Origin of the sequence: Oceanobacillus sp. FSL K6-0127 (assembly GCF_037983385.1) — a bacterium.
In the GTDB taxonomy this organism is placed as follows: Bacteria; Bacillota; Bacilli; order Bacillales; family Amphibacillaceae; genus Oceanobacillus; species Oceanobacillus profundus.
Genome location: NZ_CP150287.1, coordinates 1035175 through 1056970 on the forward strand (window position 1 = coordinate 1035175; position 21796 = coordinate 1056970).

Annotated in this window: 22 protein-coding genes; 21 read left to right on the forward strand and 1 reads right to left on the reverse strand. The window is 33.0% G+C overall.

All coding sequences use genetic code 11. The annotated features are described in order from the left end of the window. Positions 1–22: 22 nt before the first annotated feature. From MHH64_RS05120 to MHH64_RS05220, 21 genes are all read left to right on the forward strand, one after another. Positions 23–700 (forward strand): helix-turn-helix transcriptional regulator, encoded by a 678-nt coding sequence (locus MHH64_RS05120; protein WP_158586237.1) that lies wholly within the window; start codon positions 23–25, stop codon positions 698–700. Between the two features lie 73 nt (positions 701–773). Further along, a complete protein-coding gene (locus MHH64_RS05125; protein WP_340002803.1) occupies positions 774–1439 on the forward strand; it encodes a TIM barrel protein in 666 nt (221 codons plus the stop codon). 104 nt (positions 1440–1543) lie between these two features. Then, positions 1544–2068, forward strand: coding sequence for a hypothetical protein (locus MHH64_RS05130; protein ID WP_095312175.1), 525 nt, complete (start codon positions 1544–1546; stop codon positions 2066–2068). 23 nt (positions 2069–2091) lie between these two features. Beyond that, positions 2092–3291, forward strand: coding sequence for an NAD(P)/FAD-dependent oxidoreductase (locus tag MHH64_RS05135; protein ID WP_340002804.1), 1200 nt, complete (start codon positions 2092–2094; stop codon positions 3289–3291). A 1-nt stretch (position 3292) separates the two neighbouring features. Continuing rightward, entirely contained in the window at positions 3293–3475 is a 183-nt protein-coding gene (locus tag MHH64_RS05140) for a hypothetical protein (RefSeq protein WP_095312183.1), read from the forward strand. Beyond that, positions 3456–4355, forward strand: a complete 900-nt coding sequence (locus MHH64_RS05145) for a PDZ domain-containing protein (protein WP_118889212.1) — start codon at positions 3456–3458, stop codon at positions 4353–4355. Before MHH64_RS05140 ends, MHH64_RS05145 begins: the two co-directional genes overlap by 20 nt. After that, positions 4352–4591, forward strand: a complete 240-nt coding sequence (locus MHH64_RS05150) for an acyl carrier protein (RefSeq protein ID WP_095312188.1) — start codon at positions 4352–4354, stop codon at positions 4589–4591. The genes MHH64_RS05145 and MHH64_RS05150 overlap by 4 nt, the downstream gene beginning before the upstream one ends. Before the next feature lie 5 nt (positions 4592–4596). Continuing rightward, on the forward strand, positions 4597–6009 hold the full coding sequence (locus MHH64_RS05155) for a class I adenylate-forming enzyme family protein (RefSeq protein WP_095312191.1): 1413 nt from the start codon (positions 4597–4599) through the stop codon (positions 6007–6009). A 23-nt stretch (positions 6010–6032) separates the two neighbouring features. Beyond that, complete coding sequence (locus MHH64_RS05160; protein ID WP_303448317.1) at positions 6033–6779, forward strand: class I SAM-dependent methyltransferase; 747 nt, start codon at positions 6033–6035, stop codon at positions 6777–6779. A gap of 1 nt (position 6780) precedes the next feature. Next, positions 6781–7185: a hypothetical protein gene (locus MHH64_RS05165; RefSeq protein WP_095312196.1), complete on the forward strand. Its 405-nt coding sequence runs from the start codon at positions 6781–6783 to the stop codon at positions 7183–7185. Further along, on the forward strand, positions 7182–7583 hold the full coding sequence (locus MHH64_RS05170) for a hypothetical protein (RefSeq protein ID WP_095312199.1): 402 nt from the start codon (positions 7182–7184) through the stop codon (positions 7581–7583). The genes MHH64_RS05165 and MHH64_RS05170 overlap by 4 nt, the downstream gene beginning before the upstream one ends. After that, entirely contained in the window at positions 7573–8364 is a 792-nt protein-coding gene (locus MHH64_RS05175) for an alpha/beta hydrolase (RefSeq protein ID WP_095312203.1), read from the forward strand. The genes MHH64_RS05170 and MHH64_RS05175 overlap by 11 nt, the downstream gene beginning before the upstream one ends. A 15-nt stretch (positions 8365–8379) precedes the next feature. Beyond that, entirely contained in the window at positions 8380–9237 is an 858-nt protein-coding gene (locus MHH64_RS05180; RefSeq protein ID WP_340002805.1) for an alpha/beta fold hydrolase, read from the forward strand. A 22-nt stretch (positions 9238–9259) separates the two neighbouring features. Further along, positions 9260–10195, forward strand: a complete 936-nt coding sequence (locus tag MHH64_RS05185; RefSeq protein WP_251661029.1) for a BtrH N-terminal domain-containing protein — start codon at positions 9260–9262, stop codon at positions 10193–10195. A gap of 9 nt (positions 10196–10204) precedes the next feature. After that, positions 10205–11323: an aminopeptidase gene (locus MHH64_RS05190; protein ID WP_095312212.1), complete on the forward strand. Its 1119-nt coding sequence runs from the start codon at positions 10205–10207 to the stop codon at positions 11321–11323. Then, positions 11320–12315: a hypothetical protein gene (locus MHH64_RS05195; RefSeq protein ID WP_095312214.1), complete on the forward strand. Its 996-nt coding sequence runs from the start codon at positions 11320–11322 to the stop codon at positions 12313–12315. The genes MHH64_RS05190 and MHH64_RS05195 overlap by 4 nt, the downstream gene beginning before the upstream one ends. After that, positions 12306–14045: an ABC transporter ATP-binding protein gene (locus MHH64_RS05200; protein WP_340002806.1), complete on the forward strand. Its 1740-nt coding sequence runs from the start codon at positions 12306–12308 to the stop codon at positions 14043–14045. Before MHH64_RS05195 ends, MHH64_RS05200 begins: the two co-directional genes overlap by 10 nt. After that, the gene (locus MHH64_RS05205; RefSeq protein WP_251661022.1) at positions 14038–15762 is read left to right on the forward strand and encodes an ABC transporter ATP-binding protein; all 1725 of its coding nucleotides are present in this window, start codon (positions 14038–14040) and stop codon (positions 15760–15762) included. Before MHH64_RS05200 ends, MHH64_RS05205 begins: the two co-directional genes overlap by 8 nt. 17 nt (positions 15763–15779) lie before the next feature. Then, complete coding sequence (locus MHH64_RS05210; protein WP_095312224.1) at positions 15780–17408, forward strand: carbamoyltransferase C-terminal domain-containing protein; 1629 nt, start codon at positions 15780–15782, stop codon at positions 17406–17408. Then, positions 17395–19329 carry a carbamoyltransferase C-terminal domain-containing protein gene (locus tag MHH64_RS05215; protein WP_251661018.1) on the forward strand — a complete coding sequence of 645 codons (1935 nt, stop codon included), beginning with the start codon at positions 17395–17397 and terminating at the stop codon, positions 19327–19329. The genes MHH64_RS05210 and MHH64_RS05215 overlap by 14 nt, the downstream gene beginning before the upstream one ends. A gap of 2 nt (positions 19330–19331) precedes the next feature. Beyond that, complete coding sequence (locus MHH64_RS05220; RefSeq protein ID WP_095312227.1) at positions 19332–20930, forward strand: carbamoyltransferase N-terminal domain-containing protein; 1599 nt, start codon at positions 19332–19334, stop codon at positions 20928–20930. A 59-nt stretch (positions 20931–20989) separates the two neighbouring features. On the opposite strand, the gene MHH64_RS05225 is transcribed toward MHH64_RS05220, so the two are convergent. Continuing rightward, positions 20990–21778 carry a phytanoyl-CoA dioxygenase family protein gene (locus MHH64_RS05225; protein WP_095312231.1) on the reverse strand — a complete coding sequence of 263 codons (789 nt, stop codon included), beginning with the start codon at positions 21776–21778 and terminating at the stop codon, positions 20990–20992. Positions 21779–21796: the final 18 nt, after the last annotated feature.

Genomic DNA, 21796 nt, shown 5'->3' on the forward strand with positions numbered 1-21796 from the left:
AGATAGGAGGATGAATATATTTTTGAAAATACTTGTAGTTTTTGATTCCAGCTCCCCTCCCAGTGATTTTAAAAGTAATAGTAATGTAATAGAAGTAGCTTATATTAAAACGGCCAATCAGTACAACAATTTAGTTAAAAAGAAAGAAATTAAAGGTAAATATAAGTTAATTGTATTTCTAACCTCAAAACATAGTCTGCCTTTTGATTGGAGGTTAAGCAAACTAGGAGATACGGCTTTTGTAACGTTTATTGGGATAAAACAATGTGACATCCCTCTAATCTGTGATTACCTCGAAACTATTGGAATACTTTCAATTAAAAATTCCACAAATAAAAATAAATCAACTTTAATTAATAATATAATCCAACATATCAATAATAATACCCATGATAATACTCTAAGTTTATTAAAAGTCTCCAAAGAATTTAATATTAGCACTTCATATCTTTCAAAGATATTTAAAATGTATTGCGGTATTGGATTTAAAGAGTATCTTATTAGACTTCGGATAAATAAAGCAAAGGCTTTACTTAGAAGAGGAGCATCAGTAACTGAAACTTGTTTAAATGTTGGTTACGGTAATTTAACCCACTTTTCTAAAATCTTTAGAAGATATGTTGGTTTAAATCCTTCCGCTTTTCGAAATCAAACAAGTTCATTAGTAGTCTATAAGGAGGATAATAATTACGAAGTTTAGATGTAATCAACTTTCATGTCACATTTTCCCTTGGGGTAATAATTATGTCAAGGCATTTCAAGAATTAAATAAAATGCAAATTAAAAAATGTGAAATTGGTAGTAATATTCTATTGTCTAACGACCCAGGTTGGATTAGGGATAAGGTATATGAAAATCAATTAGTAATATCAGGAGTATATGAATTTGGACATTTTGGGGTTTGGAGTCAGAGGAGAAGTATTTACTTACATCATGATAAACTTAGCAAACTACTTCGATATCTAGATATTAATTTCGTTATTCTGTGCTCTGGATTTCTTTTTAAAAACCATACTGATTCAAAAGAAAAAATGCTAGAGATGATGAGAGAAATTGTTAAAAGGTATACCAACATTGGAATCCATGTGGGAATCCATCCTCATAAGGCAACCTCTATATTTACTAGTGAGGATATCGATTTAGTGTTGGAATATGAAAAAGAAAATATTTCTTTAGTTCCAGACCTTAGTCATTTAAAAGCCGCAAATTTAAACCTGTATAAATTTTATGAAAAATACTATGATGTTATAACTGAATTTCATATTAAAGGAATGAAGAAAATCCATGATCAGCACTATCAAATTAACCAAGAGGAGGTAGATTTTTTGTCTTTTTTAATAAAGAGTAATTATCGCAAATTATTAACGTTGGAGATAGATCGAATTGAACCTAAAGCCATAGAAGTAGTCGAGGGCTCTTTAAAGATGTTCTATCAATAGCATAAAAAAAGAAGATTATTAAACATTTAAAAACAGAGCACTTGGAAGTTAAAAATGAGATTATATTATTGTCTCTAGAGACGCTAAAATAGAGGAGGGATAATTTGAATAAACTTAACACTGCTTTAAAGAAATCATTAAAATTAGAAACATCAACAAGTAGAACAATTCTAGAACTTGTTGACGGGCGTCGTGAAGAATTAGAATTTAAGCAAGAACGTCCAACTGAATTTACTGTAAGTGATTCAGAATTTAGCATCAAATCCGGAATTGATGTTGAAGTAGAAATTCAAAATGTAGATTTAGTGGCAACTTCTAAAGTGCTGTGGCCAGGAAAAGAGATTCGTGTTCGTGGTGGTATTGATGGACAAGGGGAGACAATTAAAGCGAGAGCGAAAATTCCAGTAAATAGTACCATTAATAATGGTGTTGATGCAGAATCATTCTTATACTGGGTTATTGAAACTCCGGAGGGTGCGCTCCATAATAAAAAGCCTATTTACATGAAGGGTTTAATTAAAGGACTTCCACCAAAAGATGCAGTTTTCCATTCACAAGATGTTGTTCCGATTTACGATAATAATGGAAATGAGGCAGGATCCTTATATAACTGCCTACAATCTAATTAATTATAATTGCAAAAGGGTCTTAATTGACCCTTTTGTTTATAGGAGGAAGTACTATTTTTGACGTTATAATAGTCGGTGCAAGATGTGCCGGAGCTTCTCTAGCTATATTTTTAGGAAGATTAGGTTATAAAGTTTTATTGCTAGACAAATCCTCAAAATTGGGACCAACACTCTCCACACATATTATTGGTGAAGTAGATATTTACAAGTCATTAAACATCAATTACAAAATAGAAAATTGTGGTTCCCCGATTTTAGAGAGGTTTAGAGTTGATGTGGAGGGACACATTTTTGAATCAGATACAGTAGTTTCTAATCGTGTAATAAGTATTAGAAGAGAGTTGCTTGATTCATATTTATTGCAGGAAGTAAGTAAATTACCTAATATCAAAGTGAATTTGGGGTTTAATGTTAATGACATTATAGAAAATAGTAAAGGTGAAATTATAGGAGTTACAGGTAAGAAAAAAGGTTGTACTTCTAATCAGTCCTTTTATGGAAACATCATAGTTGGAGCTGATGGAAGAAATTCACTGATTTCCCGTAAGGTTAGCGCCAAAACTACTTTAGTAAATAAGAATGAAGAACTTGGAGTGGTTTATGCATATATTAAGGGAATTAATCCAATGCCAGTAGGTACAGTAGAATGGTATTGGACCCCTAATGGAGTCGTTATTGGAAATCCAATCGATCAAAACATGCATTGCTTTGCAATTATGGTTCCTCCTTCCAAGTTTAAGGAAATATGTAACCCGAATGGCTTTATCCAACAATTATATCAGCTAAGAATGCTTGTACCGAGAATAGATAATTTAAAAATAGCAGGAAAAATAAAAGGCATTAAGAAAGTTAATAGTAACTTCAAGAAACCTTATGGTAAAAGATGGGTTCTTGTGGGTGACTCGAGCGCTTTTCTGCATCCGATAGCAGGGGTGGGTATTGATAATGCAGTTTGTACTGCAGAACAATTAGCGCTTCAACTTGATTTATATCTCAAAGAGAAGCAAAGTTGGGAGGAATCCATGTCTATTTATCAAAATTTGCGTGATAATAGAATACTTCCTCAATTTTATTCATCCGTAAGTACACAAAATTTCCAAAAAACGAATATTAACAGTGTTCAGCATGAACTGACTAGTATGTTATGCACGTTTCCGAGCCTAGCTAAAAAAATAGCACTTCATTCAAACCAAATTATGACAATGTTGCAGGAGGGTGGTTAATGTGTACTTCCTATTTGTTAAGATTAAGAGTGCTCATTCAATGGTTTGCACAAAGAAAATTCTATTGACGCTTTTTCAGTCTATGTTTAAAATCAACAAAGCAAACCAAGCCAGTCAAAAAACTGCCTATGTAAAAGGAAAAAAGAAATTGCAGGAGGTTTATGATGATGAAGAACGCTTCTGAATCTTTTCATATTGAAACCTATTTTGAAGCCCCAATTGACAAAGTATGGTATTCCATCGCAACCGCAGAGGGGATGAATACGTACTTAACATATAAAGCAGAATTAAGGGGGAAAAATGAGCAGCCGAAGCCAGGAGATCATTTTTTATTAAATTATGGGGACATCGAAAATGATCAGTATATATTACAGTTTGATAAAAATGATACATTTCGTGTAAAGGATACGTATGAATCAATTTCCCCTGATGGATCCGTTCAAACCTTTCAGGTTCAAACTTCAACAATGCTTATAAAGGAGAGGGATAATTTAACCAAACTTACGCTAATGGTTGAAGGATTCGAATCAGATACTTATGGACAATGGTTCCGAGAATGCATGAGGCTAGGTTGGACAAGATCGTTGCTCAATCTAAAATCAGTATTGGAATTAGGGATGGACTTGAGGACTCCGCTATTTAGTTATCCTAGACTCGGGGTATTAAATTGCACGGTCAATGAAGAACAGAAGTTAGAACATAATTATGCAGATACAGGTAATTATTTATTAGAAGTATTCCCTAACAGTCCTGCTAGTAAAGCAGGATTAGAAAAGGGTGATATTATCATCGCTTTGAACAACAAAGAAACAGCAAACTACGATGAATTTGTACGTGTAATATCATCGTTTAATATAGAGAAAGATGCAATTAATATTAAATATCTAAGAAATGGTTCCAGTCATTACACACAAGCATATTTATCATTAGAGGGAAATTTTACTGGACTAGTAGATACGGATGAAGATACATTTGATGATATTCGACAGAAAAGAGAGAACCTCGCAAAACAACGTTCGTCCTCTGGATCGCTTTGGAAAAAAGATAAAGGTGGAAAAAGATGAAGATAAAAGACAGAGTCATTGAACTATTAAGTGATAAATATTGTGGTTTATTACCGATAAAGTCTATTCATGAAGAAGATACAATAATAGATATTGGATTCGATTCTCTACGATTTATGGAATTTGTGGTGCTGATCGAAGAAGAGTATCATATTGAATTCCCGGATGATTTATTGGATATACAGAGTACAACAACAGTTAGAGAGGTAATTGAAAGGTTAGAAAAGGAGGTTTAATGTAATTGGACCTTCTAAAACTTATGAAAAAGAAGGCTGAACGTATTTGTATAAGAAACAATAATAGAAGTATTTGTTATCAAGAAATATATGAAACTACTAAAAATAATCAAGAACTTATTCGAGCATATACAGAATCTAATAAGAAACAAGGTCAACCAGTAATGTTTACAGACATAACTTTAGGTTGGAAGCTAATCCCTTTGTACCTGGCGTGTTTGGCAGAGAAAGTTACTATTATTCCAATAGACTTAATAAATAGTCCAAATCAAACCAAAAAAATACTTAACTCAACATTTGGGATAATAGTGAAGAATGCTCACGTTGATGATGATGGAAAATTAACTAAGATTGATATTAATCACAAGGTAACGGGATACAAAGAGTTAAGAGGTGTGGCATTTGTGCTTTATACATCAGGAACGACTGGGAGTCCAAAAGGCATCATGCTAACGTATGATAATATCATAAACAATGCTTTACAAATAAAACAGCAATTACAAATAGAACAAGAAGACAGACTTTTAATTATCCGTCCACTCCTCTATGCTTCTTCTATAACCGGAGAGTTAATGGCTGGGTTAATCGCAGGTGCCTCGTTTGTAGTGAAGAAACATACTGAATCCCCATTCCATAGTATAAAGCTTATAAAAATGCATCAGGTTACGATGATGTTTTTGACCCCCTCCCTAATGTTTAAAATCCTTCAACTAAAAAATTACAAACTATATCGATCACTTACAAAGGTAGTTCTTAGTGGTGAGAGGCTGTACAAGTACCAGTATTTAGATATCTCTAACAAGCTCCTGGAAACTATCCAAGTTTTTAATGGATATGGACTTACAGAGGCTTCACCAAGAATCAGTATGGAGAAGATGCAAGGAACCTTTCAAGAAGCGTCCGTCGGAAATCCACTAAGCAACCTCAAAATTAAAATTACCGATAAGAGTGGGAAACAAGTTAGTAAAGGGGTTAAGGGTTATTTAAACGTGAAGGGACCAAGTGTGATGAAAGGGTATTTTAGACAAAAGAAGTTAACTGAACAAGCATTGGTAGATGGTTGGCTAAATACGCATGATATAGCGAAAATGATTGGAGAGAATCTGTATATTTATGGTAGGGCAGATAATATATTTATACGGAATGGTATCAATATACAACTGGAGGACGTAGAGGAGTTATTAAGGGCTACGCCATATGTTGAGGACACGATAGTAGAGATAGTTAAAAGAGAAAATCATGCATTTGAACTGGTAGCACATATTGTCCCTACCAAAAGCTACGATCCTGTTTTATTAAGAAAAGAGATTAGAAAATGGGATACTAAGTTTTGGCCCGACAAGATTAAAATACAACAAGAAATACCGAACGGAAGTACAGGAAAGCTGAGTCGTATTCTATTAAAACAAACAAAATAAAAGGAAAGAAGATGAAGTTTTTTATGGAAAAATGGCAGAGTTTCTTTTCGAGTGATTACTTAAAATTCTCGGAAGAGATATTAACCAAAGATCGAACGAACGATGAACTTCAATTTCTGATTAACAATCTCGAACTACCTGGTGATGCTAAGATTCTTGATTTAGGATGTGGTCAAGGAAGGATTTCAATACCTTTAGCTAAATACGGATATAATGTTACGGGATTAGATGCTTCGCGTGATTTGTTAGAAGAAGCTAAAAATAGAGCAAAAAGGGAATCAGTGTCTATTAATTTCATCTATTCTGATATGAGAAATATGAATTATCTTAATGAATATGATGCTGTAATAAATATGGGAACAGCATTTGGCTATGTTGAAAGGCAACAGGATGATGAGATTACATTAAAAAATGTTTATCGAGCCTTAAGACCAAATGGAGTATTTATACAAGATTTGGATAATCGGGAAGCAAAGGTAAATAATTACAATAAGCAGTCTTGGTACTACATGAATAATAAATTCGTATGGAATCAAAGAGAGTTCAACTATCTAACTGGTCGATGGAATGAAATAATTAAATGGGAAGAACATGGTGAAGAGAAAGAGTTTTTACTAAATTTAAGACTCTACACGGCTTCTGAGATTATCCATATGAATCAAATAAGTGGTCTACAATTAAGGGATTCTTTTGGGTATTTCAATAACCAGCCATATTCCGCGACTTCCCCTAGAATGATTATGAAGTATCAAAAGAGTAAAGGTGTTTGACATGAACTATATGGATCTCTTACCACATCAATTACCCTTTCGCCTTGTAGAGAAGGTTGATACCTATCAACCTTCTAAACTTCTAAGGACAACACTAAATACCCAAAAGTTATATTGGCTGGACAATAAAGAAGAAGTTCCTTATTCAATCATGCTTGAAGGAGTTGCACAAACAGCTGTCATTTTTATTCAGCTTGAAACCAAACCACTTCAAAAAAATGAGTTTCCAGTTCTTGGATCTGTAAAAAGTGATTATATTCAAAAGGCACCTTTATATGGTGGCATGCTTTCGTTTGAAGTTAAACCGCTTCGTATTCATGACAAACAAGCTATTCTTGAAGGAAAAGTTACATCTAATAATAAAATAATAATGGGTTGTATTTTAACAGTAGGAGTACAAAAATGATGTTAGAATTTCAAAAGCCATGGTGCTTAATTGACCAAATAGAAGTAAGTCAAGATGAAATTAAGAGTCAAAAATATGTTAGCTATAGCGACTTTTTTCTACAAGGGCATTTTAAAGAATATAGTATCTTTCCAGGAATGCTAGTAGTGGAAGGTATGCTTCAATCAATCAAAGCAGCAAACAAGTTTAAGGAACTATCTATCTATAATTTATCTCCTAGTAAAATACAGTCTAGGTTTCTTCACAGCATATATCCAGGTGACATCATAAGTTATTCCATCACAGTAGAATATATTGATTATGAGCAAGTCATTTTTAAATCATTCGGTAAAGTAAATCAAATTACGGTTGCGAAGGCTAAATTTATTTTTCGAAGAGGGGTCTGTCATGACAATTGAGAGATTGATAGAACTTGAAGATCAGGGACGTCTAGCAGGAGTATTACATATACCAGAGAACTTAAAAGGGACCTGTCCCGCTGTCATTTACTGTCCGGGTAAGAACGGGGAAAGATACGAAGTGCATCGACTAGCGGTAAAATATGCCCGTGTGTTAGCTGAAAGAGGGATTGCTACTCTTAGATTTGATTATTATGGGATGGGTCTTAGTGATGGGTTTTATTATGATATGACAACTTCCACAAAAGTATCAAACATACAAGCTGCTTATCGTTACACAACAAATCTTGATTTTGTAGATAATAGCAAGATTGCTTATTTAGGATTTAGTGACGGTGCGAGAATTGCAATAATGGCAGCAAATCGAACAAAAGTTGATAAAGTGGTTATTTGGAGTCCTCTTTTCAATGAATACGGGGGAAATTATCCAAATAATAAAAGACCTAGATTCTCTCGTCATGAGGTGCAGAAAGATAAAATAGTAATGCCATGGGCAGGATTATGGATTAGTATGGATTTTTACCGTGATCTACAAAGGGTAAATATTATGAATGAGATTAAATCCTATAATGATAAATCCCTACTTATATTTGGAGGAGATGACCCTTTGGTAAAAGAGGAAATGGTACACATGGAAATAAATGAATTACCAATATATAATGAGAGCGCTAAAAATCAAACCCTTACTATACCGAAAGCAGGCCACTTATTTACTTCGGAGAAATTTGAAAACTTATTAATGACAAAGACGTTGAATTGGCTTTTATCACAATTCGGGTAGAATGGAGGATATTACATGTGGAAACAGCGCTGGTTGGGTAAAAATAAAGAGATATGTGGACTAATAGAATATGGTTCCAACGAGTGTGATAGCTTAGTTGTTACATTTCCTGGCTTAGGTCAAGCAATGAGTGAAAAGAATTATCTTTTTTCTAATTTAAGAAAACATCTTGAAAAAAGAGGGCAAAAGTTCATTCAATTTGACTATAAGGGATGTGGAGATAGCAAAGGATCAATGGAAGAGGTTAATCTTCAGACAATGTACGAGGATAGTCTTAGAGTAGTGAAAATTGGTATTAAGTTGTTTAAACCTCCGGTATTATATCTTGTTGGAAACGCGCTAGGTGGGATAATTGCTTGTAGAGTTTGCCAGCATATAGAAAAACTTTATAACATTGATTGCAAAGTAATAGCTATTTCTCCCATAATTGCGCCTATTCCGAAGTCAAGAGATATATTTGCCAAAGAAGTTCTTCAAAAACTAAACAGGATAGGATCGCTAGACTCCCAAGAATTAGTAACCGGATATGATTATTATACGTTAAGTGATTTTGATATTCATCAATATAATTATTTTACTAAGTTTGGATCGCATTTGTTATATCTTCATGGACAAAGAATTTCCTCTTCCCTTATCGAGCAGATAGACAAGCTAATCCCAATGAAAGAATTAATGTTAGTACAAAATCTAACGCTGATTATAGGTGAAAAAGATTGGAAATTCGAATTGATAGACCAGTTTAATAAGGTATATAAATTAGAGCAAGTAGAATATTATCATCAACATCCTTCTGCAATGGATAAGTTGATTGAAATAATAGAATTGTTAGTAAAAGGAAGGGAATGTACAGATTTCTGTCCCTTATTAAGGTAATACCAAAAAGGAGACAAAAAGTATGGGAATCGATTTAGAAGGAAAATACCTGTTTGATCTAAATTATTTGGATTGCAGTAAAAGTCAGTATGTTAGTTATTTAAAACAAATGGGATATCGAGTAGAAGCACTGTATTATAATTGCTTAGATTCAACAAATGAGATAATGATTCAGATTATTAAACAAAAAAAATCCAGATACCACTTTGATGAGCTGGGTTTTCAACATTCTGATTGGCAATTGATTGGACTGGAAAAGAGAGATATACATTCAGAATCTTTATATAATATACAAGAGGGAATTAAAGAGATTATAGATAGTGGGAATATTGTGTTTGTGTCAGTAGACACATTTCATCTCCCACACCGAAAGCAGAGTTACCAAAAAGAAAAATCACCTCATTCCATAATGATTAAGGTATTCCATGATAATTTAATAGATATTATCGACGAAACTGCACCAATCTTTTCAAAATTTCAGTATCCGATAAGTGAATTAGAGATTGCCTACAAAAATGGCTGTGGATTTAGATATATTAGTTATTTTGAGCCTATAACTTTCAACAATATGGATGATTTAAAAGAAAAAACTAAGAAATTATTTCAAGACTTCATAGACAACCGGAATGAAACATATGAATTATTTGATTCTGTGGATGACCTCTTGAAACTAAAATCTCCCTATTTCAATAACTTAGTTGAAACCCTACAGCATCTTAGTGCGTCGTTTACACTATTAGCTGGTTCAAGAGAAATGTTTGTTCATTTTGCTAATTTTGTTGATTTTGATGATGAGGTGCTAAACTTGGCTAAGAAATCATCCCGAATAGCAGATTCGCTACGGAATATGTTGAACAAAGGTATTTTACGTAACCGTGTGAAAGAAAACTTAGTTCTAGAAAAAGTCAATACTTTATGGGAAATAGAAATAAAATTAAATCAATTATTATTAAGATAGGGTGATGGTATGCTTTCAACCGTTCAACAAAAAGAAATAATACAACGATTAATAACCTCAAATCACATTCAAAAAGGAAATAAGGTAATGATAGATGTTCAAGGAGAAGTTAATAATTTTGTTAACGAAATTATTAAGGAAATATACAATCGAGGGGCACTCCCTTACTTACGAACGTACAAGACGAAACACATAAAAGAATTAATAATGGGTTCTTCGGAAGAAAGTTTAAAATTATGGCTTGATCAGGAATTGTATCGTTTAAAGAATATGGATGTTTATATTGGTATTAAGTCCCATGAGAACCTTTATGAGTTTGAAGATATCCCTAAAGATAAGCTGTCTCTATACAACAGACGATTCTTAAATCCTTATCAGCATGCATATTTGATGAAAGAAAATTGGACATTGCTTCAATACCCAACCTATGGAATGGCACAATTGGCCAAAATTGGTTCAACAGAGTTAGCAGATACGTATTATAAAGCGTCTACTTTTAATTATGAGAAACTTAAGAGAGATGTCATACCTCTACAACGTTTAATGAACAAAACCAACACGGTTGAAATTAAATCCCCGAATACAAATCTGACTTTTTCAATGAAACGAATTGGGAACTATCTATGTGATTGTAAATACAACATTCCGGATGGAGAAATATTTTCTGCACCGATAAAAGAAACAGTGGAAGGGTATATCCATTTTAATTGTATTACTTCACTAAACGGAGAACTATTGGAAGATGTGTTTCTTGAATTTAAAAATGGTAAGGTTATTAGCTTTAAATCAAGGAATCAAGATACTTTACACCGAATTATATCTACAGATGAAGGATCTCAATACATTGGAGAGTTTGGGATTGGGTTGAATCCATATATTAAAAAGCCTCTAAATAATCTCCTGTTTGATGAAAAAATGTTTGGAAGTTTACATCTTGCATTAGGACAAGCATTCCCAATGGCATATAACGGGAATGAATCATCTATTCATGTAGATTTTATTTTAAATCAACAAAAAGAATACGGAGGCGGTGAGCTGTTCTTTGATGGAGAGCTCATTAGAAAAGATGGGTTATTTATTCCAGAAGAGTTGCAGCAACTAAACTATTTAATGGAGGGAGAAAATTGAAAATAACGCATAATATCACAACACCATTAATTAGTGCTAGTAGTAATCATGCATTTCCCCTGTCCATATTGAGTGACCGTGAAGCAATATGGTACTTTGCACAAAGTATTCAATTGTACGGACATAAAGAAAAACAAACCTTAGATATTTTTGAATACCATAACGTAGCAAAAGAACCTACTCCATTTGTATCCATTAGTTCCCTTTCCTTAAAAGATAGATTAGTAGATGAATTTTTAATAGAATCACTACGTGCGGGATTCTACATTCGTTTATATCTTGATCAGTATTACCTCCAATATCAAACCTCTTTTTCCAGATCATCTAAAACCAACGATATATTGATATATGGGTATGACAGTAGTAAAGAAACTTTCATGTTTGTAGCTGTTAACAAAAATGGGATGCTCGAAAGAAAAGTACTTCATAAAAAACATATTTGCAATGCTTACGTTTACGCAAATCCTCAAGAATCTTCAAAAAGAAACGTATATCTTTATAAAGCTATCCATCATTATCAACCGGAAATAAAAAATATGTTAAATGAAATATCGTCCCAGTTAAAAGATTATTTAAATTCGAAGGACTGCATCGAAATACATTCTAATATAAAAAAGCTATATCCTAGCAAAGATTATGCATACGGTCTTGATAACTACAAGTTATTAATCCAACATTTGAAAGCAATAGGTAGTCAAGAAAGGGAGTTGAATATTAAAAATTTTCAAATTCTCGTTGAGCATAAATATATTATACAGTTTATAGTACGTGAAATACACAAACTAGGTTTAATAGATAAAAGTTATATTTATGAAATAAATAATATTGTAATAATGGTAGAAAATCTAAAGAAATCTGTTTTGCGTTATATGTTAAGGAAAAATGAACGTGTAATATTAGGACTCGTAGAAAAAATAAAGGATATACAGGAAAAAGAAATACAGTTATTACAGCGTGTTTTAAAGCGAATAGGTGACTCTACATGTATCTAGTTGATATATTTAAAAGATACTTAAGCAAACGCACTATACTTTATCTCATTGCTTTTACTTTTTTAATCTTTTCTGAAATATTACAAGTAATCCCCCCAAAATTAATTGGGGATATAATCGATTCATTGACGTCCGGGAATCTAACTCAGTCTAAGTTAATATCAGAAGTCATATTACTGGTCGCAATTGCTTTATTTCACTTTGTTGTGATTTATATCTGGTCATCCTCTCTATTTGGAGGAGAATTTTTTATTCAAAAGGAACTAAGGAAAGACATGTTTTATCGAACCTTGTACAACAAAAAAGCACCTAATGATCAGGGGAATGCTTTGACTATAATGAATAACGATATCAATACTATTGGATCTAGCTTCGGATTTGGAATCCTAAGTTTTATGAGTACTGTAATTGGACTTCTGGTTATTTTTACAATGAGTATAATGATCAGCTGGAAACTAACAATCGTTTCCCTGCCGCCCATGCTATTAATTATTTTTGTAGTAAAAAGGTTAGGAAAGCAAGTGCACCAAAATAGTATGGATGTACAAGATAAAAAAGGCTACCTTAACAATCACAGTCTAGAATTTTTTAATGGATTACGCTTGATTCGGATATTTATGTTAGAAAAAAAGTACGTGGAGAGTTTTTTTCGGTTGAATCAAGGTGTTACAAATTCTGAGATTGTTTTAGCGCGAACAGTTAGTATGTTTCATCCTATCATTGTTACGTTGATTCGTATTAATTACGTTATTACATTGGGGTATGGTTCATATTTAATTGCTGTGGGTGACATAACAATTGGCGCATTGATCACTTTTTTGTTTTATATAAACTTACTGCATTGGCCTATAAGAGCGTTAGGAGATTTTATAAATTTTTTCCAACAGGGAAATGCATCAGCAAGTCGGTTTATAGATTATGTGGATAACACGAAAAACAATTCAAGTTTTACTCGTAATATTAAATCACTAACAGATATACGTTTTGAGCATTTTAGTCTTAGAAGAGGAAATTCAAATGCCCTGAGTGATGTGAATCTGATAGTTAGAAGGGGAGAAAATATTGCAATAGTTGGGAAGACAGGTAGCGGGAAAAGTTCTTTAATTTCATTCTTTGCAGGAGAGTATGATACCTATGAGGGCAGCGCTAGTATTTCAAATGTTCCTTACAGAGAGCTTTCCCAAAAGAACCTATCAAACCTTGTTGCATATGTGCCTCAAGAACCATCAAATTTATCGAAAACCATTTACGAAAATTTAATCTTGGGTAGTTCATCTACAAAGGAGAAGATAGAGGAAGTTTTGCAAATTACCAGCCTTCATAAAGAAGTGAAAAATTCAAATTTAACTTTAAATTCGAGTATCGGGGGAAGTGGAAAGAATCTATCGGGGGGGCAACTTCAAAAATTAGCACTATCTAGAGCACTTTTAAAAAATTCCGAATTACTATTATTAGATGATATTTTTTCCTTCATAGATTCAAAGAGTGCGGTTGCGATTTTTGAGAAACTACTGAGGTTTCGACGAGAAAAAACAAATATAATTGTTACAAATAACTTTGAACTTACACAGAGGGTAGACAAAATTATCGTATTAATAGATGGAAAGGTAGTTGAAATGGGTAGCCATGAAACTCTCATTCAATCCAATAATTGGTATTCTAATCAATATCGTAAATTTAAAGAGTTAAGTGAATTGGAGGAAGAAGAGAGGAGGTTACAGTGTGAATAGAAAGACGATTAAAAGGTTGTTTGATTACTTATTGAATTATAAGTATCAATTTGTCGTCACCACTTTTATATTATTAATTGCGATTACAATCGATTTATACATTCCATATTTAATCAAGATTATATTGGACAACTATATAGAGCACAGCATAACGAATATACTCTCCAGTGCACTAATTGGATTAGTTATTTTGATTATATTGTCTGGTTTACTTAACTTTGGACATGAGTATATTTTCTCAAAATATACTCTTAGACTGGTACAGATAATTAGAAATGACTTAGTACAGTATCTAAATCAGCAACCAAAAATTTTTTTTGATAAGATACCACCTGGTGATATTATCAATAAACTAACAAATGAGTCGATGCAAATAAAAGATGTATTTGATAATTTTTTAGGGGGATTTATTGTTAGTCTACTTCAATTAATTGGCTTATATATAGCACTCTTTTTGATTAATCCCCTTTTTGGATTACTTTCACTCGGGATTCCAATTGTATTTATGACAGTGAATTACATCATAAATAAACCTGTTCATAAGTATATAACTAATATTCAAGAGTATTTAAACAAGATAAACATTTTATTTGTTGATATAATTAAAAATTTCTCTTTAGTAAAATTAAATAATGCAGAATCTCAGATTAATAGTGAATACGTAGAAACGAATCATAAGATATACCGAAATATGTTGAAAAGGATGCACACGCTTCATTTGACGGATGTAAACTTAAATGGTCTATTGCAAGGATTAGTAATCGCAGGTATGATTTGGTATTTTGGAGGTTCGATTATAGAAGGTTCTTATAGTATAGGTTTGTTATATTTATTGATTGATTACATTAGAAGAATCTTCGCATTATTTAAAGGTATAAATGGGCAATGGGTAGTATCGTTAACTGCCCTTGAAGCAGCAAATCGAGTATTTAGTGTTTATGATAACAATCAAGTCGAATCAAAGAATACTATTGTGAAAAAGATAGATAAAGGTAATATTGTTTTCTCGGATGTTTATTTTAATTATCAAGAAAACCAAGATATTCTAAAGAAGATAAGTTTTTCGGTAAGTCACGGAGAAAAGGTTGCTATTGTTGGTCCGTCGGGTTCTGGAAAAAGTTCTATCTTAAGTTTACTATTGAAATTTTATGCTCCCGGTAAAGGAAAAATACTAATCGATAATAATGATATAACTCTGCTTAATACAAAAACAGTTAGGAATCAAATTTCCTATGTTGATCAGCATAGTTATGAGTTCGAACTATCCTATTTGAAAGAGCTTAGTGAAAATCAATGGAATAAATGTATTACGATTTTGGAAAAGCTTGGTTCGGCAAAATTAACTGAAAAAATAAGAAAGCAAGGTTTTGCCTCATCTAACAATAATAGTATATCAACCGGGGAAAAACAGATTCTTGCGATTGCAGTAGCCCTGCTTAAGGATACAAAAATAATTATTCTGGATGAAGCAACATCCAGTCAAGACTATGAAACTGAACGAAAAATCTTTAAAAAACTTGTAGAAGAAACAAGGGATAAAACGCTTATTATGGTAACGCACCGTTTAACTACAGTAAAAGATGCTGATAAAATATTTGTCCTAAACAAAGGAATAATTGAAGAAGGTGGAACCTATAGAGAACTAATAAAGAAAAAAGGCTTTTTTTATAAATTAACCGCACTACAAACAAAACGACATAAAGTATTGGTTGAATAAAAAAGAGGGGTGATCGTTTGAACGTTTTAGGTATAGGGGGATCTATTCATGACTTTTCTTCATGCTTGTCTCAACACGGAAAAATATTAACGTATATTGAAGAAGAACGATTGTTGAGGATGAAACATTCGTTAAATATCCATAAGAAGATTGTATTAAATAAAGCGGCCGAATATTGTTTGTCGGTGAATAACATGAATGAAGAAGATTTAGATTGCATCGTGACATCGGATATTGTTGAGCCAGCATACTATTCTAGATTTAATCATCATCACGTACATCAAATTAACCACCACTTATCACATGCTGCTACGACATTTTATCCTTCACCATTCGACGAATCAGCAATCCTAATTGCAGATGGTAGAGGGAGCTTTTTATCAAATGGAGAAAGAGAGACTATCTCTTATTACTACGGTAAGGGGAGAGATATTATTGAATTAAAAAAAGTTAGCGGACTTGAAGAAAACGATTTGATAGAAAATTCAGTAGGGAAATTTTATGAGGAAATGACAGATTTAATTGGATTTGGATTTTTACAGGATGGTAAAACAATGGGATTAGCACCATTCGGAACAGAAAAGTATATTAAAGATTTTACTGAATTCTTTTGGTTCGATCATAAAGGTCAATTTAAACAATCTCTTTTACAGATTCAGAAAATGCGTGAGTTTGTAAGGCATCAGATGAAAAACAGTCAAGATAAACAACAAACAAAAGCAGATATGGCATATGCAGTACAGCACCATCTAGAAGAGGTTCTAATTGCTGCCTGTATAAATTTATACAGTATTACTAAATCAGAAAACCTATGCCTATCAGGAGGGGTTGCTTTAAATGGTGTGGCGAACGAAAAAATTCTAAGAAGAACGCCATTTAAGAACCTATATATTTTCCCAGCTGCTGGTGATGCTGGAACCGCCGTAGGTTGTTCATTATATGGGTATTATCAAATCGGAGGGTATGAAAGAATACCAAATACTGGGGACTGTAGCCCGTATCTGGGTAAAGAATATAGTGATTCTGACATAAAATCTGCATTTCATAAACATGCTTCTAACCTTACTATTGTTCAACATACAGAAGATGACCTATATGATGAAGTTTCAACGTTATTATCGGAAGGAAAAATTATTGGTTGGTTTCAAGGGAAATCAGAAGCAGGGCCTCGTGCACTCGGAAATAGAAGTATCCTCGCAGACCCAAGAAATCCTAATATGAAGGATATAATTAATAAACGAATCAAGCATAGAGAACCTTTTAGGCCATTTGCTCCAGCAGTATTGGAAGAATATGCCTGTGATTTTTTTGATTTTTCAAAGTCCTCTCCTTATATGCTATTTGTTCCAAAGATAAAAGTGAATGCTCAAGATAAAATTTCGGCAGTGACTCACGTAGATGGAACCGGCAGATTGCAAACTGTTTCAATAGCCCTGAATCCGCAATTTTATGAGCTTATTCGTTATTTTTATAATAAAACTAACATACCCATACTGCTTAATACATCGTTTAATGATAATGGACAACCAATTGTTGAATCCCCTCAAGATGCTTTAGATTCCTTTCTTCGTATGGATTTAGACTACCTTGTGATTGGAAATTATTTATTACAGAAAATAGAAAGTGTGGGTAATGGCTATGAATGATGGATATTATTTAGCAACGTACCTACACATTGATCCCATTGATCATTTGTTAGACACAATCGTTAGACATGATCAAAATATGGCATTATTTTATAAGATTGGAAACTCAATTGAACTCATTCATTATTGGGAGTTAGAAAGGTTCTCTGGTAAAAAGGAACACCATAAATCCTTTCATAGTGTGGAACAAGCCAAAAAAACAATCAATAAATTGTTGCGTCCGCTTAATCTTACATTAGATAATATGCAGGCAGTATGGGGGACTCCGGGTTTGAATACAACAGATGATTATCATTCACTTAGGCAATATGACGATTTATCATATCATAGTATTTGTCATTTGTTTTCTTCAATTCTTTTGGACCCAGATAAGTTTTATAACGATAAAATAATTGGTTTTGCAGTGGATGGTGGACCTGATGGGGTTGTCGATGAAACAGAACGAATCCATAAACCTTATTATGCGGGTTGTTATGTTAACAAAGGTAAAATCGAACTGTTTCCCGTTGAATCACCAGGACTGCTTTGGGGATGGGCTATGTTTTATTTTGGAATCAAAGAGGGGACGTTAATGGCATTGGCCAGTGCGAGCAAAAGTAAGGCTTATTATCAATACAGCCATGAAATTCCCCTGCTTGATGGTTCCGGTTATTTTGGTAAGGAAAATCCATTTGAAAAACTATATGATAAAATAAATTCACTTACGAAAGCGGATGAAGGAAAATTATTTAACTATTTTGATCCTCTTTTTACAGAAAAAGAGAATAAAATAAGTATGTTAATGAAAATTATACAAGAAGCATCATTTAAGGTAATGGATATTAATATTGAGAAAGTACTTGCTCATTATAATATTAACCCAGAGGAAACACATTTATCGATGTCAGGTGGATTTACATTAAATTGTCCAACGAATAGTTATCTTATGAATAAGTATCACTTTAAAAGTTTTATTGCTCCTCCTTGTGTTGGAGATAGTGGTTTATCCTTAGGAACTGGTCTTTATGCATTCTATAAAGAGATCGGACGTATTTCATTTACCTTTAGAAATGCATATTATGGAGAAGGCAACGAATTCTGTGAGATATCGACTCGAGAAAAATACGGTAAATTCATTAAATCTATTAGTATTCCAGATAAAGAAATAGTAGTAGATGATATAATAAACTATCCAGTTGTTTGGTTTAATGGAAGAACAGAGATTGGCCCAAGAGCTTTAGGAAATCGCTCTATTATAAGTGACCCAAGATCAGTCAAAATGAAGGATGAATTAAATAGAATTAAACAAAGAGAATGGTGGAGACCGGTTGCCCCAATTGTATTAGAGGAGTATTTAGAACAGTGGTTTGAAGGTGCCTATCCTTCTGAATATATGCTTCATACATTTAAAATTAAGGAGTCCATGGTTAACTATATTCCAGCCGTTTCTCATTTGGATGAGTCTGCAAGGGTGCAAACGGTTAACCGGGAAATGAATTCTCTAATCTATGATGTAATACGGCGATTTTATCAAAAAACAGGAATTCCAATTATTTGTAACACATCTTTAAATGATAAAGGAGAGCCAATAATAAATCGTATAGATGAAGCAATTAACTTTTGTTTACGTAAAGGAATCAAGGTGGGTTATTTTAATGGAAATCGAATTGAATTCCAGAACCATCATAAATTCCTCCATAGTGAACCTAGTCAACGCCCACTCACTATCGATGATTTAAATAGCGATCAAAAGATAGCGCTATGGAAAAAAGCAAATCCCTTCAATGTACCAAAAGAACTTTTAACCTTCTATAAGGACCCTTTAGAAAAAGTTCGATTTCTTTATAAATACGATCTCAAAGACCCAGATGATGCTTCAAGATTAGTAAATGAAATTGGTCCGTTAAAGAAATATCGTATGTTTGTTAGGAAGGACGAATAATCATGAAAATATTAGGGTTAGGTGGATCCATTCATGACTTTTCAGCTTGTATAGTTGTTGATGGGGAAGTTGCTGTTGCTATAGAGGAAGAACGATTGAGTAAAGTAAAAGGCTCCTATCATGATAGATCAACTTTTCGATGTAAAGCTGTTGACTACTGCTTAAAATACTTAGGTATTAACATAGATGATATCGATATTGTAATAGGAAATGACATTATTGAGTCAGATTATTATGTCAAGTTTGCTGATAAAATTAAGTTGATGAATCATCATTTATCACATGCATCTGCCAGTTATTATTTATCGAATTTTGAGAGGAGTGCAATTTTAGTTGTGGACGGAAGAGGTAGTTATACAGATGAGAAAAATCGCATCCGTGAAACGATAAGTTTCTATACGTCTAAAAACTGCCAAATAACTCTAAATAAAAAGGTAGAGGGAATCGAAAGTGATGATTTTGAAATAGTAACTAATTCATTGGGAATGTTTCTTCAATATGTCACCATAGGTATTGGATTTCATGAGATGGATGATAAAAAAACCATGAAGCTAGCTGCCAAAGGAAATGATCGATTTGTTCAGGATTTTTATCAATTTTATTCAATTAGCGAGGGCGAATTTATCCAAGCAAATGAGCAACTGGAAAGCTTAAAAAGGTATATCAAACAGAAGTTAGAAGATGCACATGCAACTAAAATAAGAGATCAAATTAAGGCTGATTTATCGTATGCGATTCAATACCATTTGGAGATCATTGTGCTTGAAATGTGCAATTATCTCTATGAGCGAACAGGGGAAGAAAATCTCTGTCTATCTGGTTCAATATTTGAGAATGCTACTCTTCTATCAAAAATAAAAGAGTTATCTCCGTTTAAACGATATTTCGTATCAACATTTATGGGGGATGCTGGAACTTGTTTGGGTAGTGCATTATATATGTATTATCAAGATAATTCAAAAAAACTATTAACTAACAGGAGTTACTCGCCGTTTCTAGGCCGAAAATATACGCAACAAGACATTAATACTGCACTAGGCGTGTATGATGCAAAGTATGAACATCTCGATAGTTACCCTGAGAAACGCTTAGCTGAATTGCTTGAACAAGGAAATCTAATTGGAATCTTTAATGGGCGAAGTGAATTTGGACGAGCTTCCTTAGGTAGTAGATGTATTTTGGGTAATCCAAGTTTTTTATTAAATAAAGTCAGATTAAATAAAATAAAGAATAGAAAACTGGAAAGTTCGTTTATGGCTTTCATTCTAGATAAAAATTGGTTAGGGATAGATAATAATAATCTATCCTCCCCTTATTTTGTTAACACTTGTTATTTAAACAGCTCAGAAATACCACCACCGTTAAATAACGGTAATTGGTCAACTTATTTTATTACAACAGATCAAAAGGTCAATTCCCTAATTCATAATTTAGTTAATGAATTTTATAACCTCACTGCGTTACCGATGGTTATCAATACTCCATTAAAAATTTCTGGAGCAACTTTAATTGAAACCCCGTTAGATGCTTTAGAATTTTTTTATCAATCTTACTTGGATTATCTTTATATTGATAATTATTTAATTACGAAAAATATGTAAGGATGTTGATATTCAATTTAAATAAAGAAAAACGAGCTCTTTAGCTCGTTTTTCTTTATTTATCGTTTAAAAACTATGGGGTTCAAATACGTATTTGCATAATCTCCTGAATTACGATTCGGGAAGTACGTTTTTATGTGATTAATCCTTTCATCGGTATCAGGATATGCGATTTTAGCTGGGTCTGCAAAGAAAGTGATAGTCATTACTTCCCTATCAAAGCTTTCGTTATTTTGACTGGCTGCGTGAAGAATCCATCCATCATGGAAAGTGGCATCTCCGGCTTTCATTTCACCGTAACTGACGGTTTCCAGATTCTCTCTTACAACTTGTTTAGTAGTCATACTTTTGTATCGGTGAGATTTAGATACAAAGCATAAAGAACCAATAGAACTTGGAATATCAATAAGGGGCATCCACATGGTTATTTTCTTTTCTGGGATTAGTTCGGCCATATAGTTATTATCCTGATGCCACGGGGTAGGTCCACCTCCCGTTTCTTTAATAAAAGATTGGTCTAAATAGAGTCGAACACAATCTACCCCCAATAAATCTGCAGCTATTTTTCCAAACCTACGAGCAGTTACAAACTTTTTGATTCGTTCATCCTTCCTCCACAGGTTAATAGTTTGTAAGAAAGCTTTACCAAAAGTATCACGATCTTCTAGTAATCTAGTTTCCTCATTGTAGTTTATAGCTACTTCATGAATTATTGGTCGATAGAAGGATAGTTCTTCTTTAGTAGCAACACCTTTTAGTAAAGAATGACCAAGAGTAGTGAAATTCAGTATTTGCTGTTTTGTTAATTCGTATTTGCTGTCTAATGAAGGTAATTTGTTGGTATTCAAATTATTACACCTTTCTTT

Excerpts from the sequence above, each read along its gene's own strand:
- MHH64_RS05185 (WP_251661029.1), top strand. The coding sequence starts at position 9,260 with ATGGGAATCGATTTAGAAGGAAAATACCTGTTTGATCTAAATTATTTG.
- MHH64_RS05150 (WP_095312188.1), top strand. The coding sequence starts at position 4,352 with ATGAAGATAAAAGACAGAGTCATTGAACTATTAAGTGATAAATATTGT.
- MHH64_RS05180 (WP_340002805.1), top strand. The coding sequence starts at position 8,380 with ATGTGGAAACAGCGCTGGTTGGGTAAAAATAAAGAGATATGTGGACTA.
- MHH64_RS05145 (WP_118889212.1), top strand. The coding sequence starts at position 3,456 with ATGATGAAGAACGCTTCTGAATCTTTTCATATTGAAACCTATTTTGAA.
- MHH64_RS05160 (WP_303448317.1), top strand. The coding sequence starts at position 6,033 with ATGGAAAAATGGCAGAGTTTCTTTTCGAGTGATTACTTAAAATTCTCG.
- MHH64_RS05165 (WP_095312196.1), top strand. The coding sequence starts at position 6,781 with ATGAACTATATGGATCTCTTACCACATCAATTACCCTTTCGCCTTGTA.
- MHH64_RS05170 (WP_095312199.1), top strand. The coding sequence starts at position 7,182 with ATGATGTTAGAATTTCAAAAGCCATGGTGCTTAATTGACCAAATAGAA.
- MHH64_RS05125 (WP_340002803.1), top strand. The coding sequence starts at position 774 with ATGCAAATTAAAAAATGTGAAATTGGTAGTAATATTCTATTGTCTAAC.
- MHH64_RS05200 (WP_340002806.1), top strand. The coding sequence starts at position 12,306 with ATGTATCTAGTTGATATATTTAAAAGATACTTAAGCAAACGCACTATA.
- MHH64_RS05220 (WP_095312227.1), top strand. The coding sequence starts at position 19,332 with ATGAAAATATTAGGGTTAGGTGGATCCATTCATGACTTTTCAGCTTGT.
- MHH64_RS05215 (WP_251661018.1), top strand. The coding sequence starts at position 17,395 with ATGGCTATGAATGATGGATATTATTTAGCAACGTACCTACACATTGAT.
- MHH64_RS05175 (WP_095312203.1), top strand. The coding sequence starts at position 7,573 with ATGACAATTGAGAGATTGATAGAACTTGAAGATCAGGGACGTCTAGCA.
- MHH64_RS05190 (WP_095312212.1), top strand. The coding sequence starts at position 10,205 with ATGCTTTCAACCGTTCAACAAAAAGAAATAATACAACGATTAATAACC.